This is a genomic window from Neobacillus sp. S1115, from assembly GCF_055385565.1.
The window spans coordinates 511,591-526,038 of sequence record NZ_AP038275.1; the positions used below are offsets into that span (position 1 = coordinate 511,591).

The window sequence follows — 14,448 nt, forward strand, 5'->3', positions numbered from 1 at the left end:
ATTCTGATATTTCAGAATGAAAAGGGACGGTTCATCTGCTTCGAAAGCAGATGAACCGTCCCTTTGTTTCTAAATCCTATTACATGCAGGAACGACTTCTTTAGGTATTGGACATTGATAGACATCTCCACCTAATCGTTCTTTTTGTTCAAGTTTGCATTTCTCAAGGAGCTCTGGATTTTTGATTACTTCAAGCGCTGTTCCTGCTAGAACCTTTCCCGCTTGAAGCATTCCTTTATGAGCAATAGATGTAGCGCCTATGGTAACTACTTGCCAGGTATGGGCCGGTGTCCCTAAAACCCAGCAGGCAGTGCCAATTTGCGCTGTCGGTACTAGCCAGCTCACATCCCCAACATCGGTCGACCCTCCGAGCGGTTTATCTGCTAAATCATCAGAATATGGATTAATCATATCAGAAATGGCTTTATCCTTCAGAATCTCAGCGACTTCTTTCGGCAAGTTGTTCAATTCGTTTTTTCTGTCTGCTTCAGACAATGTGGCATGAAGCTGTTTGGCAAAAAGAAGTTCCTCCTCATTATAAATCGGGGCACCAATCTGATTCATTACTTCAGCCATTTTGGCGTTAAGTGTTGTATTTGGAACCAGGTTGGAGCAGGCTTTATCAAATACAATTTCTACCTCTGTTTCTGTCATCAACGCTGCGCCCCTAGCAATCTTACAAACTCTTTCGTATATTTCTTTAACTTGGTCTGTCTTAGGTGCACGAATTAAATAAAGAACCTCTGCTTCTGCTTGAACAACATTAGGAGAAAATCCTCCGGTGTTTGTAATGGCATAATGGATTCTTGCATCTGAAATGATGTGCTCCCGCAGGTAATTTACGCCAACGTTCATCAGTTCCACGGCATCAAGTGCGCTTCTTCCCAAGTGAGGTTGAACTGCCGCATGTGCACTTTTTCCTTTGAATTTAAAGTATACTTGGTAATTAGCTAATGAGTTCCCTGGTAAAATGGTATTAGTTGTCCAGGGGTGCCAGCAAAGGGCGAAATCAACATCATCAAAACAACCTGCTCTAGCCATAAAGGTTTTTCCAGAACCGCCTTCTTCAGCAGGACACCCATAATATCTGACGGTTCCCTGCAGCCCCTGCTGTTCCATCATCTCTTTTAGAGCAATCGCAGCGGCCAGAGCGCCAGTTCCTAGAAGATTATGCCCGCAGCCGTGTCCATTTCCGCCTGTTTCAATGGGTTCGTGAAAGGTCGTTCCGCTTTTCTGGCTTAGTCCTGAAAGTGCATCGTATTCACCTAGGATGGCTACAACAGGACTCCCAGTACCAAAGCTGCCAACAAAAGCGGTAGGTAGGTCTGCAATTCCTTTTTCAACTGAGAATCCTTCCGCTTCAAGCGTTTGACAAATTAGCTCAGCAGAGCGTGTTTCTTGGAAGCGGGTTTCAGCAAAATCCCAGATTTGATCGCTGATCTGAATGAAATGGTCCCTTTTTTCTTCAATAATCTCAATTATTTTTTGAATATCCGTCATGCTGCATTACTTCCTTTTATTTGTGTTGAATGAGAATTTGTTTTTAAAAATAGGCTTGTCACAATAGGGATCACAAGAGAAAGAATTAATAATGTGAAAGCCCCAGAGTAAGAACCGTTAAAAATGGTGATGGTATAGCCCATTAATGTTGGTGCAATCGTTCCTGCCATCTGTCCTCCAAAATACATAATTCCTACTGTGGTTCCCATCGATTCTTGAGAAAAATATTTCAAAGGGAGAGCAAGGACAACAGAGGTGAGACCAACTCCAAAATAAGCCATGCACAGGAATGTAAGTGCCATTGGGACAGAGGCTGCACCCATTGTTAAGTAAAGCGAAATGATACCAATGAGAGAACCTATTATGATAATATACTTTTCTTTCCCTGCTGCTATTTTGTCAATCGCCCAGGAACTGAGAGCGATTGCAAGAAGCGAAAATGCAATCGGCAGCATCGAAATGAGGCCCGTTTTCACTAATTCAAGATGACGCACGTTTACCCAATAGGAAGGCAGCCAAGAACTTAATCCCCAGTTCACCATACTCATCCCGAAATAAATAAGCATTAACTTCCAAGCAAGTGGATTTTTTAGCACGTTTATATAAGAAACTTTTGGCTTTTCTTGATCTCTGTTTAATTGGGTTCTTTCAGGAAGGTATTTCCAAAGTAAAAGAAGGAAAATAAATCCAAGCCCGCCAAAGACATAGAACATTACATTCCATCCAACCTTACTAATCATTAAGGCAGCCACAATAGAAGCCGTGATGGCGCCTATTTGCGTTGCGGCAGACAACAGTCCTTTCGCCCTTCCACGCTGTTCTTTAGGGAAATTTTCTGCTAAGGCGACAGAACTAGCAGAAGGGAAGCTTCCTTCGCCAATCCCGAATAAGAAGCGAATAATAATTAATGAGAGAAACGACCAAGCGAAGCCAGTAAAAATGGTGAATATGGACCATACAATTAACGATATGAGGATAATTTTCTTTGAACCATATTTATCTGTCAGCCATCCCCCGATTAATTGCATAATCGCATAAGCTAGAAAGAAACTGCTGATGATCATTCCCGATTGAGTTGGATTTAGGTGAAATTCTTTAGAAATAGAGATGATAGCAACATTCATAGAGTTTTTGTCCATATAGTTGACAATCCAAGTTAAAAAAAGAAGGGTTAAAACAATTGTTTTGGTTTTCTTGTTGTACACGTTTTCATTCATAGAAAATCCCCTTTTCATGATAGTTAGAAGCGCTATTTTTGGAACCATTTAAGACATGTCTTAAATTAATTATAACGAGCGGTTTGAAGAATTACAATATAATTTATAATGGAAATTTTCTAAAAATGGTTAGTGTTTAGTATTAAATCAAGTAAACTAGTATAATAAAGGTACTTATGTTCAGATGAAAGGAGCGAAATAGCTTATGATTAAAATTGGCGTGATTACGACTCCTTATTCGCTTGGAAGAATAAAGAAAATTGAACCCATGATTCGGGAGCAATGTGAACTCATTTTCATTCCTTATCGAAAAATTAGCGAGATTAAGGAGTTATATGAGCACTATCAGCCATTTTGTGATGGGTTTGTCTGTAGTGGAGAATTGGGTTATAAAATATTGAGCAAGAATACTGCACACTTTCCAACCCCTACGTTTTATTTGGATATCCCTGAAGGGGATTTTTATAAGCATTTATTTACTATTAGCAATGCGAATAAAGATTTAAACTTTTCCAGAGTTTTTATTGATTTTATAAGTGAAGAAAATGGTTTTATGGGTCTCCAGAAAGTATTAAAGGAGGAGGAATTTCCCTATACCCATGACCTTGAAGTTTTGGAAGACATTTATGAGAGGACATTTCAAAAGCATTTAACATTATGGAAGCAAGGGAAGACTGATTTATCGATTACGCGTATGAGCAATGTGGTTAGCCGCCTCGAAGAGTCAGGTATTCCTCATATCTTTATCTTTCCTTCTATTGAATCCATATTGGAACAGATGAAGCAAATCATCAATGAGGTGCAGCTTGCTCGGCTAATGGACAACCAGTTGGCAATCGGCATTATCACGATTGAAGGCCAAGAAACCATGTCTGATTTGGATTTCAAACAAATTCTTCTCCATAAAGCGCTTATGGAGTACAATGATCAATACAAAATACTGTCTGCCATCCAAAAAAAGCATGATTGCTTTGAAATTATCACTTCCTATGGAGAACTAAAAGAACTAACAAACCAATTTACGCAATGTTCCGTCCTTGAATACCTGAATAAGACACTCTCGTTCAATACATATATAGGATGGGGTGCCGGTTCCTCGTTATATCAGGCCAAAACATCTGCTGAAAACGCAAATAAAGAAGCGCAATTGCATGGAATTTCTTGTACTTTCGTGATTACTGACAATGAGGAAATCGTTGGGCCGCTTGGCGAAGAACATTGCATACAAATTACCAATACGGTTGAACCGCAGTTAGAGCAGCTTAGCGAAAAATTAGAAATATCGACCTTGCAAATCAAAAAAATCATGGCGGTCATTGCCAAAAATATGACCGATGAACTAACCGCGGATGAATTGGCATTTCATTTAAAGATTACATTACGTCAGGCCAACCGAATCTTAAATAAACTTGAGGAAAAGGGAATAGCCAAAATCTCACATAAAAAGCAAGAAAAACTGAGAGGAAGACCCAAAAAGGTTTATAAGCTGAACTTTCTATAAGTTCTATAAGTATTGTTTAAAAGTAAAGGTGTTAAATGCAAGTAGTAGATGAATACTTGCATTTAACACCTTATTTTAAATCTATGCCTATAGCTTTAAAGGATGCATAGGGACATTCGTTATTGAAATCGTATTATTTATTTTACATAATTACAAAGCTTACCAATCTGCTCTACTTCAACAACTACAACATCTCCGGATTTCATTGGGCAGCTTCCTGAAGGCGAACCGGTAGCCAGAACATCACCTGGTTCAAGTGTCATAACCTGTGAAATCCAACTGATAAGGAAAGGGATGGAAAGGGACATCTGATTCGTATTGCCATCTTGTACCACTGTTCCATTTAATTTTGTTACGATCCGTAAATTAGTCGGATCCAAGCCAGTCACAATACACGGACCCAACGGACCGAATGTATCAAAACCTTTGCCTCTTGTGAATTGGGGATCGGTTTTTGTAAGGTCCCTTGCCGTTACATCATTAAATAAAGTATAGCCAAACACGTAATCCATTGCCTCTTCTTCTGTTACATTTTTGGCCCGCTTCCCAATAACGATTGCCACTTCTCCCTCCAATTCTACCTGTTGCGTTAAGTCAGGTGATGGAAGGATGATTTCGCCCTGGTCTGGGATCAAGGAAGAGGTCGGTTTTAAAAACAAAAACGGCTCTTTAAGATTGGCCGTTCCTCCAGTCTCTTTTGCGTGTCCAGCATATGTCCAGCCAAAATTAACGATTTTAGAGGGGATAACTGGCTCCAAAATCTTCACATCGCTATATTTAACCCTTACACCATCAAATTTCAGATCATTATTTACAATTTCAGCAAAATCACTGGACAATTGTAATATCTCATTATCTTCAAGCATTCCATAAGAAGCTTTACCGTTAGGTTTCTGATAGCGAACTATCGTTTGTGTTTTTTGAAGCACCTGCATTACCATATGAACTCCTTCACTTACTTGATGTATCTTACCTGTTGCTGATTATATCATATTGTTCTTTTTCTTATTAACCTAATTTTATTACCATTTAATTTGCTATCATCTACGAGCAAAAATGCCCTACAAGTTTATAGATGACCTTGTAGGGCAATTTGTCTATGCTGATTTATTATTGAAATTAAGTTCAGACTCAATATGGGATGTTTTAGAAGATTCACCCATACGCCAGTAAGTAAATAGACTTATTGCTATACAAACGGCAACGTAATAGAAGAAGAGAGATTCTTTTCCGGCATTCTTCAACCATAAAGCAACGAACTCAGCTGACCCGCCGAATATAGCGACGGTGAGGGAATACGGAAATCCTACGCCAAGTGCCCGAATTTCGGTTGGGAATAATTCCGCTTTTACAATCGAGTTGATGGATGTATAGCCTGTCACAATCACGAGGCCGACCAACATAAGTAGAAAAGCCATGACTGGATTTTTTGTCTGTTGCATAAGCATAAAGAGCGGTACCGTCAGGATGGTTCCCAATACTCCAAAACCTAGTAATAGCGGGCGGCGGCCAATTCGGTCGGAAAGCATACCGGCAAGTGGCTGCAAAACAACAAATATGAGTAATGCCAGAAAATTAATCCAGCTGACAGATTCTTTATCGATTCCTACTGTGTTAATCATAAATTTCTGTAGATAAGTTGTAAAAGTGTAGAAGGCGATCGTTCCGCCGAGCGTTAAGCCAACTACTGTTAAAACTGCCTTAGGATATTTCATTAAAACCTTAAGGGTTCCAGCCTTTTTACGGGTTTCTTTGCCCATTTTCGAAAATTGTTCAGATTCGTCCATTGTACGGCGCAACCATAATACGGCCAATGCTCCTAATGCGCCAATGACGAACGGAATACGCCAGCCCCATGAATGCATAGCGCTCTCACTAAGTGTTTGCTGAAGGATAATCATTACACCGAGTGCCAGCAACTGCCCGCCTACAAGTGTAACGTACTGGAAACTAGAGTAGAAGCCGCGGCGGCCGCTGCTCGCCATCTCAGATAAATATGTGGCGGAAGTTCCGTACTCTCCGCCGAGCGAGATTCCTTGAATCAGCCGGGCAATGACGAGAATGATAGGTGATAGAATACCGATGCTGCTATAACCAGGAGTACAGGCAATAACTAAAGACCCCCCTGCCATAATGGTGACGGAAAGTGTCAACGCAGCTCGGCGGCCACGCCGGTCGGCGTATATTCCCATTAACAGACTGCCAATAGGACGCATGAGAAAACCGATAGCGAAAATCCCAGCTGTGTTAAGCAATTGAATGGTGGGATTTCCTTGTGGGAAAAATACAGCAGAAAAATAAATGGCAAAAGCAGAATAGACATACCAGTCGTACCATTCAATTAGATTTCCAAGCGATCCCTTGAAGATGTTGCTTGTAATACGTCGTGACGCTGCACGATCATTTCGTTCTTTCACTCTTAAATCCCCCTTTTATGTTGTAAGCGAATACAAAAAATGTAAACTAGGAATCCGTTTCGCCCCTTGATGTTTAAAAGCTTACTTATTTACAATGCAAATTTCATGCCAAAGTGTTTCAGTGGTAACAAAACCTTTATTTATAACGGAATATAAAGAAAATTAATAATTAATATTTTTCTTTATAAAAAAATATCCGGCAAAAAGTTCCGATTAAAACGGAATTTTTTGCCGGATACAGTCAACCAAAACGGACTTTTTTTCCTCTGCATAAATTAGTACCTACTGAATTCCGGAGTCTCTAAAATATTTCATTGCTCCCGGATGGAGGGGGACAACCAGGCCTTTTCCTGCTCCATTTCGATTAATATTATTTGCAGCTTGATGCGCTTGTTGCACTGTATTCAAGTTTTCAAAGAATGTCTTGGTCATTTTATAGACCTGAGCATCTGTTAAATCGGAACGAACTAGAAGTATGTTACGAATGGCTACTGTCGGGATGGGCTGGTTATTTTGGTAGACACCGGTCGGCAGTTCTGCCTTCTCAAAGAATGGATACTGTTTCATTAAATGATCGATAATGTTAGCTTGAATAGGAACAATCGCAACGTCTTTCAATTTCTGCAACTCCAAGACAGCATTATTGGGAAGGCCGGAAGTAACAAAGGCTGCATCTATTTTTTTGTTTTTTAATTGTTCCATTGCTTCAGCATAGGAAAGGTATTCAGGCTGTATATCCTGATAGGTGATGCTATGTTCCTGCAAAATCATTCGCGCATTCCTCTCAACCCCGCTATTCGGGGCACCTACACCGACTCGCTTTCCTTTTAAATCGTAAACGGACTGAATGTTTTCATCTTGCAGTGTAACAATTTGAACATAGTTAAAATAAAGTCCAGCTACTGCTTTAAATGGCGGTTGCTTGGATCTTGCATCCCTAGATTTTACATAGCGGTCCAGCTCGAAGGCAGCTGTATCGGACATGACAAAAGCCAGGTCCGCCTTATGATTCTCCAATAGGCTCACATTCTCGACTGATCCGTCTGTGGACCGGACGGCTGTATTGTAACCAAGTTTCGTTTTATACACTTTCGCTAATGCCTCCCCAATGGTGAAATAGGGACCAGAAACCTCGCCGGTTGCAATCGTTAAATAGTTTTGTTCGTTTGCTGGATGATGAGATGTTTTTTCTGGCTGTTTCGTACATCCAAGTGTAAAAGCCCCTAGAGTCAGCGCAATCCCCGCCATTAAAAAGAACCTTCTCATTCTGATTCCCTCAAATATTGCTTCAATTTTTCGCGTAATCCCCGCTCGCTGATGGCTAATTGTTTAGCCGTGTTCATGCGGTGACCCTGATTTTTTTCCAAAGTATAAAGGATATATTCTCTATTTACTTCCGCAAGCGAAAGGCCTTCCGGAAGGAATAGACCATTCTCATCAGGAGATTCTATAGAAGGAATATCTTTACGATAAACGGCTTCAGGGAGATCTGAAAGCTGGATCACATCGTTATCAGATAGGGCAACCGCATATTCTACTATATTGGAAAGTTCCCGAACGTTACCAGGATAGGAGTAGTGGTAAAGCATCCTTTTTGCATCAAGGCTGCACGACTTCGTCCGGATATTCATATTAGCAGAATAGAAAGCTAAAAAATGGTCGATGAGAAGCGGAACGTCTTCCTTTCGCTCCCTTAATGGAGGAACGTGGATTGGAATCACGTTCAAGCGATAGTAGAGATCCTCGCGAAAGTTCCCTTTAGCCACTTCTTCTAGAAGATTTCGATGTGTCGCGGATATAATTCGCACATCCACTTCCTTTGCCGCTTGAGAACCAAGTGGAGTGAACACCTTCTCCTGAATCACCCGCAAAATCTTCGCTTGAAGGGCAAGTGGCATTTCACCGATTTCATCCAGGAAGATGGTACCGCCATCGGATTGTTCAAAAAGGCCTTGTTTGCGCTGATAAGCACCTGTAAACGCGCCTTTTTCGTGCCCGAACAGTTCGCTTTCAAGCAATGATTCTGGAATGGCTGCACAATTAATGACAGAAAATGCATTTTGTTGGCGTATACCTTGAAAATGAATCGCACGGGCCACTAATTCTTTGCCCGTTCCGCTTTCCCCCGTAATCATAATGTTGGAGGGAATATCCTTCACCTTCTCAATTAATTGGAATACTTTCTGCATACATTCGCTCTTACCGATTAAACCAGCATAGGATTCCCGTTGGCGTACCGCTTGGCCCAACACTTGAACCTGCTGGTGCAGCTGCTGAAAAGTAAGGGCCTTTTTTAACATTAATTTAACTTCTTCCAGATTTAGGGGCTTTGTTAGATAATGATAGGCACCTTCTTTAATGGCTTCAACGGTGGAATCGATTGTGCCATAGGCGGTCATCATAATCACAACCGTATCCGGCCACTTTTCCTTGATAATCCGAAGAAGATCCATTCCGCTCGATCTGCCTAAATTAAGGTCGAGCAAAACGCCATCAATTGCTTCGCTTTCCAGCAATTTTTGGCCGTTCTCCGCATTAGAAGCTGTCCAAACTGTGTATTCATCCTCAAGAGCGAACGAAAGAGAGGAGCAAATAGCCTGTTCATCATCAATGATTAAAATATTCATCACGAAGCATCTCCTTCATTAGCAAAAAATAGGTTGAAAGTTGTTCCGGTATTTTTGGCGCTTTTCACTTCAATCCGTCCTCCATGCTCCTTCATAATCTTTTGGCTAATATACAGGCCTAATCCTATTCCTTGCTTCTTAGTGGTATAAAAAGGCTGAAAAAGATGAAGAGCATCCTCATCCTTAATCCCTTTCCCCGAATCAGCAATCTTGAGAATTTGCATGGACCCCTCGGTTGAAACATGAAAAGTCAATCGTTTTTCCTTCGCGTCTGCCATTGCCTCGATAGCATTAAGGATTAAATTGATTAGTACTTGTTTAATCCGCCCCCGATCCATAAACACTTCCAAGGTTGGGGGAATATCAATTTCTAACATGATCCCTTCACTTCGGATTTGTTTCATAAAAAGATCCGTGACCGATTGAACCAGTTCCAGCAGCTTTCCCCATTCGCGATGCATAGGTTTTTCCCTCGAATAATCTAGTAAATCCTCAATAATTCGGTTCATCCTTCCTACTTCTTCCGGGACATGGCGGACAAGTTCAGTTCGAAACCGCGGATCATCTATTTTTCTAGGAAGCAGCTCAACAAAAGTTTTAATCGCGGTAAGTGGATTGCGCAGTTCATGAGCGATACCAGCGACGAGCTGACCTAAAGCCCGCATCTTTTCCTGTGCTATTAATGCTTGTGTTTGTCTATTAACTTCTTGTTGTAATCTTTTATTCCAAATAAAGCTTCCAATCAGAATAGTAAATATGATTCCCGTCACGATGAGCAGCCCATAGACCAGATTTCGCCACCAGCCAATGGCTAAGCCGCTATATGGTTCAAGATACTGGGAATATAGGCGTTCATATGTACCGTTTTGATGGGTTTCTGCCAAACCCTTGTTCAATATGTTTAATAGTTTATAATTGCCTTTCCGTACGGCAAAAGCATAATCTGCTGGCGGGATAAGTCCCGTCCTAATTCGGTAGTGTTTTTGCTTGTCGACATTTTGGAGAACGTATTCAGCCGTCCAACGGTTCCCCAAGAATACATCCGCTCTTCCTAAAAAAAGCATGTCGAGCGCATCAGGTTGATTAAAGGCCTCTAGTATTTGACTTCCTCTAATACCTTCCAGTTGTGTAATGACAGCATCTTCCCGCTGAACTGCTGCGACTTTTCCTTTCAAATCATTGATACCGGAAATATCCCCAATGCTGGAGGGAATCACGACAGCGTCCGACATCGTTAGATAGGAATCGCTGAAGTCAATAAAAGAGTTACGGCTACTGGTATATTTTAATCCCACCATCACATCAAGCTGACCAGCCTTTAGCATTTGAATGGCATCCTCCAACTCAAGCGGTATAAATTGGAGTTGATATCCCTGGTGTTCGGTCACTTTCCGGATCAGTTCAATGTCAAATCCAACAGCTTCGCCATTTTGATCCAAATAGGAAAGGGGCGGTAAGCTTTTATCAAATCCGACTCGTATCACATGCGAATCCTGCGCTGCCGCCAATTGTGGGAAGGCAGGGAAAAGCAGGAGTGTTAGAAAAACTAGTAAACCTAAATATCGCAAAAAAAGCCCTCCCTATATAAAGAGAAACTTCGATCAGTGGGGGTATAATAACCCAATTATTTTATTTATTGTATCACTCTTAAGCATAATCAAACAGAGTCCGCGTTAGATTTGGGAGATGTAAAGGGAAGGTTCTGCCTCGTTTCGTACCTGTACTGAACAAGAGATAAGTAAAATCTGTGAACTCCCTGATAGAACTTAGTTTAGAATAAGTGCCTGTCAACGCCGCCATTTTTCAAGATAATGGGGTGCATGACAGGCACTTTTTGTGTTCAAAATATTGACAGGTTTATTAAATCCTGATAAGGTAATATAGTTACTTTTGATAACAGTTACCATTGGTAACTATTTTAGGCGGTGATTTACATTAATTACTCACGGAAATTTTTCCATAAACTATTAATGCTGTATCGTCCTTTTGAAAAAAGGCTTAATACTGAGCTCGGGAAGCATGAACTGCACAGGGCGCAATGGACAATCATTTATTATTTGGAAAACTTCAATCCTGCCACCCTTGTTGAACTTTCCAATTACCAGGGCGTCGAGAAACCGACGATTACCAGAACAGTCGGCCAATTAGAAGAATTGGGCTACGTCGAGCAGGTTCGTGGAAAGGATAAGCGCGAAAAGCGGATGCAATTAACGGAGGCTGGCAAACAGTTATACCAAGAGGTCCGCGAGACGGTTGATGCCTATGAAGTAGAAATTTTAAGAGGGATTTCAGAAGAGGATCTGAAAACGGCCATCCGTGTAATGGATGAGATCCGAAAAAATATAACTCAATCGGGAGATGGAGAAGTTGGAACAAGCGAGACCTAAATTGTGGACGAAGGATTTTATCATTATTTCGGCTGCAAACTTTTTCTTATACTTAATCTTTTATTTATTATTGGTGACCATCGCGGTTTACGCCGTCAATCATTATCATGCCAGTGAAAGCCAGGCGGGACTGGTGACGGGAATTTTCATTATCGGAACCTTGATTGGCCGACTCGTGATCGGCCGCATCATCGAATCCGTTGGAAATAGGAAAACGATGCTGTTGGGTCTCATCTTTTTTATTTTGACATCCTTATTATATTACATCGATTTAGGAGTAACCTTTTTACTATTTACCCGCTTTGTACATGGTTTAGCTTTAGGGGTAGCCAGTACCGCAACAGGAACGATTGTTGCCCAGATTATCCCGAACGCTCGTAAAGGCGAAGGGATTGGCTACTATAGCATGAGTACCACAATGGCCACCGCCATCGGCCCTTTCATTGGATTATACATGAGTCAGCATACAAGCTATTCAGCTATTTTTAGTTTCTGTTTAGCTTTAGGTCTCATCAGCTTCATCATTGCTTTGTTTATGAAAGTGCCGGAAGTCAAAGCATCTGCCAAAAAAGCGGCGGTTAAAGGAGGATTCAAGCTTTCCAACTATATTGAGCCAAAAGCGCTGCCAATTGCCTTTGTCACACTGATAGCCGGCATTTGTTACGCAAGCGTTCTATCTTTTATTAATTTCTATGCGATTGAAATTAATTTAGTAAGCGTGGCGAGCTTCTTCTTTATCGTCTATGCTGTAGCTATCCTGGTATCACGCCCAATCACGGGACGATTAATGGATGTGAAAGGCGCCAACTATGTAATGTATCCTACTTTTCTTCTTTTTGCAGCAGGATTATTCTTATTAAGCTCAGCTAGCAGCGGCACCATCTTCTTGCTTGCCGCTGTCCTGATTGGATTCGGATTCGGAAATATCCAATCTTGTTCACAGGCGATTGCCGTGAAAGTCACACCGCTTGAGCGGATGGGATTGGCCACATCTACGTACTTTATCGCACTCGATGCAGGCCTGGGATTCGGTCCATACGTGATTGGCTTCATCATCCCGTTAACCGGCTACCGTAACCTATATCTCATCATGGCCATCGTCGCCCTAGCCTGCACAGTTCTCTACTACATCATGCACGGAAAAAGAAAAGAAACCCTTGCGGAAGTTAGGCTGTAAGGCATAGGTTGAGGCATGGGGACGGTTCTCATGCCTCAATTTGCTTGTTTTCTCCAGTTTTCGATAAAATAAAGAAGAGAAAATAAAATAGAAAAGGTGAGAACATGAGTCAATTATCTGAGTTTTTATCCAGCCATCATGATCAAAATGTCGAGGAATTAAAAGAATTGCTCCGGATTCCCAGCATTAGTTCCTTATCTGAGCATAAAGAGGACATCCAAAAAGCAGCTACATGGATTGCCCATAAATTAGAAGGCATTGGCATGGAACATGTGCAAATCGTCCAGACAAAAGGGCATCCGATTATTTATGCTGACTGGCTTCATCAGGAAAATGCTCCGACTGTGTTAGTATACGGGCATTATGATGTACAGCCTGTTGACCCAGTTCATTTATGGGAAACCCCTCCGTTTGAACCAACGATCCGCGATGAAAAGATTTTTGCCAGAGGGGCAACAGACGACAAAGGACAGACGTTCTTACATATCAAAGCAGTGGAAACCCTGCTAGCTTTAAATGAAAAATTGCCGGTGAACGTAAAATTCTGCATCGAAGGAGAAGAGGAAATCGGAAGTCCACATCTACCACAGTATCTATCCGAAAATAAAGAAAAACTAGCTTGTGATGTAGTCGTGATTTCTGATTCTGATATGTGGGACAGAGGCGTTCCTGCGATCACCTATTCATTAAGAGGTCTATGTGCACTAGAATTCTCCCTTAAAACAGCTAATTCTGATTTGCATTCAGGCATGTTCGGCGGGGGCGTTCAGAACGCCAATCATTTATTGGTGCAGCTCCTTTCAACCCTTCATGATGAAAATGGTAAGGTGAATGTGGACCATTTTTATGATGACGTCGAGGAACTGACAGAATTTGAAAAGGAACAAATTAAAGCGTTGGGCTTTGATGAAGAAAAGCTGAAAAAATCGTTAGGGTTAACGGAGTTAACGGGCGGGGAAAACAATTACCCATACCCTGAGAAAATCAGTTCCCGGCCAACATTAGAAATAAACGGCTTATGGGGCGGATTCCAGGGGGAAGGGACTAAAACAGTCATCCCGAATGAGGCACATGCCAAAATCACCTGCCGTCTCGTCCACAATCAAAACCCTGAAAAGATTCAGGGCTTAATCAAAAATCATTTGGAAGAGCATGCACCAAAAGGCTGCACATTACAAGTGACTCTACAGGATACAGGTAATCCATTCTTAACGCCAATCGACAGCCCGATGATTCAAAAAGCGGCTGAAGCGTATGAAAAAGTGTATGGAAAGGCGCCTGTTTACAAAAGAGAAGGCGGCTCGATTCCAATTGTATCGGATTTCAACCAAGCCCTAAATGTTCCTGTTGTCTTAATGGGCTTCGGACTGCCGGATGAAAATCTTCATGCTCCAAATGAGCATTTTAACCTGGAGAACTTTGATAAAGGCATTTTGACGATTTGTTCGTTTTTGGAACTAGTTAAAAAGTAATTCACATATAGAATAAGTGCCTGTCACCTCCCGCATTTTGTCTATTTCTTTGACATGATTCGGGGCGTGGCAGGCACTATTTTTTTAGACACAAATTTGGTGCATGAGAACCGTCCCCATAGTATATCCTTAAACACTATTTGATATTAA

11 protein-coding genes are annotated in these 14,448 nt (G+C 41.4%); 4 read left to right on the forward strand and 7 right to left on the reverse strand.

Annotation, left to right across the window (positions count from 1 at the left end):
• Window positions 1–69 precede the first annotated feature (69 nt).
• Both ACZ5B7_RS02545 and ACZ5B7_RS02550 read right to left on the reverse strand, forming a co-directional pair.
• Complete coding sequence (locus tag ACZ5B7_RS02545; protein ID WP_464492510.1) at window positions 70–1,500, reverse strand: M20 family metallopeptidase; 1,431 nt, start codon at window positions 1,498–1,500, stop codon at window positions 70–72.
• Window positions 1,497–2,717, reverse strand: coding sequence for an MFS transporter (locus ACZ5B7_RS02550; protein ID WP_464492511.1), 1,221 nt, complete (start codon window positions 2,715–2,717; stop codon window positions 1,497–1,499). Before ACZ5B7_RS02550 ends, ACZ5B7_RS02545 begins: the two co-directional genes overlap by 4 nt.
• A gap of 205 nt (window positions 2,718–2,922) precedes the next feature.
• Between ACZ5B7_RS02550 and ACZ5B7_RS02555 the strand changes: the two genes are divergently transcribed.
• Window positions 2,923–4,218 carry a transcriptional regulator gene (locus tag ACZ5B7_RS02555; protein WP_464492512.1) on the forward strand — a complete coding sequence of 432 codons (1,296 nt, stop codon included), beginning with the start codon at window positions 2,923–2,925 and terminating at the stop codon, window positions 4,216–4,218.
• Window positions 4,219–4,355: 137 nt separating this feature from the next.
• Here ACZ5B7_RS02555 and ACZ5B7_RS02560 read toward each other — a convergent pair whose 3' ends face one another.
• From ACZ5B7_RS02560 to ACZ5B7_RS02580, 5 genes are all read right to left on the reverse strand, one after another.
• Complete coding sequence (locus tag ACZ5B7_RS02560) at window positions 4,356–5,153, reverse strand: fumarylacetoacetate hydrolase family protein (protein ID WP_464492513.1); 798 nt, start codon at window positions 5,151–5,153, stop codon at window positions 4,356–4,358.
• Window positions 5,154–5,315: 162 nt separating this feature from the next.
• A complete protein-coding gene (locus tag ACZ5B7_RS02565) occupies window positions 5,316–6,635 on the reverse strand; it encodes an MFS transporter (protein WP_464492514.1) in 1,320 nt (439 codons plus the stop codon).
• A 282-nt stretch (window positions 6,636–6,917) separates the two neighbouring features.
• Window positions 6,918–7,901 (reverse strand): TAXI family TRAP transporter solute-binding subunit, encoded by a 984-nt coding sequence (locus ACZ5B7_RS02570; RefSeq protein ID WP_464492515.1) that lies wholly within the window; start codon window positions 7,899–7,901, stop codon window positions 6,918–6,920.
• Entirely contained in the window at window positions 7,898–9,262 is a 1,365-nt protein-coding gene (locus ACZ5B7_RS02575) for a sigma-54-dependent transcriptional regulator (RefSeq protein ID WP_464492516.1), read from the reverse strand. The genes ACZ5B7_RS02570 and ACZ5B7_RS02575 overlap by 4 nt, the downstream gene beginning before the upstream one ends.
• On the reverse strand, window positions 9,262–10,830 hold the full coding sequence (locus ACZ5B7_RS02580; RefSeq protein ID WP_464492517.1) for a transporter substrate-binding domain-containing protein: 1,569 nt from the start codon (window positions 10,828–10,830) through the stop codon (window positions 9,262–9,264). Before ACZ5B7_RS02580 ends, ACZ5B7_RS02575 begins: the two co-directional genes overlap by 1 nt.
• A gap of 357 nt (window positions 10,831–11,187) precedes the next feature.
• Here ACZ5B7_RS02580 and ACZ5B7_RS02585 point away from each other — a divergent pair, with 357 nt between their 5' ends.
• The 3 genes from ACZ5B7_RS02585 (at window position 11,188) to ACZ5B7_RS02595 (ending at window position 14,298) form a co-directional block, all read left to right on the forward strand.
• Window positions 11,188–11,649: a MarR family winged helix-turn-helix transcriptional regulator gene (locus ACZ5B7_RS02585; RefSeq protein WP_464492518.1), complete on the forward strand. Its 462-nt coding sequence runs from the start codon at window positions 11,188–11,190 to the stop codon at window positions 11,647–11,649.
• On the forward strand, window positions 11,630–12,826 hold the full coding sequence (locus tag ACZ5B7_RS02590) for an MFS transporter (protein WP_464492519.1): 1,197 nt from the start codon (window positions 11,630–11,632) through the stop codon (window positions 12,824–12,826). Before ACZ5B7_RS02585 ends, ACZ5B7_RS02590 begins: the two co-directional genes overlap by 20 nt.
• Before the next feature lie 104 nt (window positions 12,827–12,930).
• Window positions 12,931–14,298, forward strand: coding sequence for a dipeptidase (locus ACZ5B7_RS02595; RefSeq protein WP_464492520.1), 1,368 nt, complete (start codon window positions 12,931–12,933; stop codon window positions 14,296–14,298).
• The last annotated feature ends 150 nt before the right edge of the window (window positions 14,299–14,448 follow it).

Coding starts and splice junctions, on each gene's coding strand:
- ACZ5B7_RS02550 (WP_464492511.1), bottom strand. CDS start 2,717: ATGAATGAAAACGTGTACAACAAGAAAACCAAAACAATTGTTTTAACC.
- ACZ5B7_RS02570 (WP_464492515.1), bottom strand. CDS start 7,901: ATGAGAAGGTTCTTTTTAATGGCGGGGATTGCGCTGACTCTAGGGGCT.
- ACZ5B7_RS02555 (WP_464492512.1), top strand. CDS start 2,923: ATGATTAAAATTGGCGTGATTACGACTCCTTATTCGCTTGGAAGAATA.
- ACZ5B7_RS02545 (WP_464492510.1), bottom strand. CDS start 1,500: ATGACGGATATTCAAAAAATAATTGAGATTATTGAAGAAAAAAGGGAC.
- ACZ5B7_RS02595 (WP_464492520.1), top strand. CDS start 12,931: ATGAGTCAATTATCTGAGTTTTTATCCAGCCATCATGATCAAAATGTC.
- ACZ5B7_RS02575 (WP_464492516.1), bottom strand. CDS start 9,262: ATGAATATTTTAATCATTGATGATGAACAGGCTATTTGCTCCTCTCTT.
- ACZ5B7_RS02560 (WP_464492513.1), bottom strand. CDS start 5,153: ATGCAGGTGCTTCAAAAAACACAAACGATAGTTCGCTATCAGAAACCT.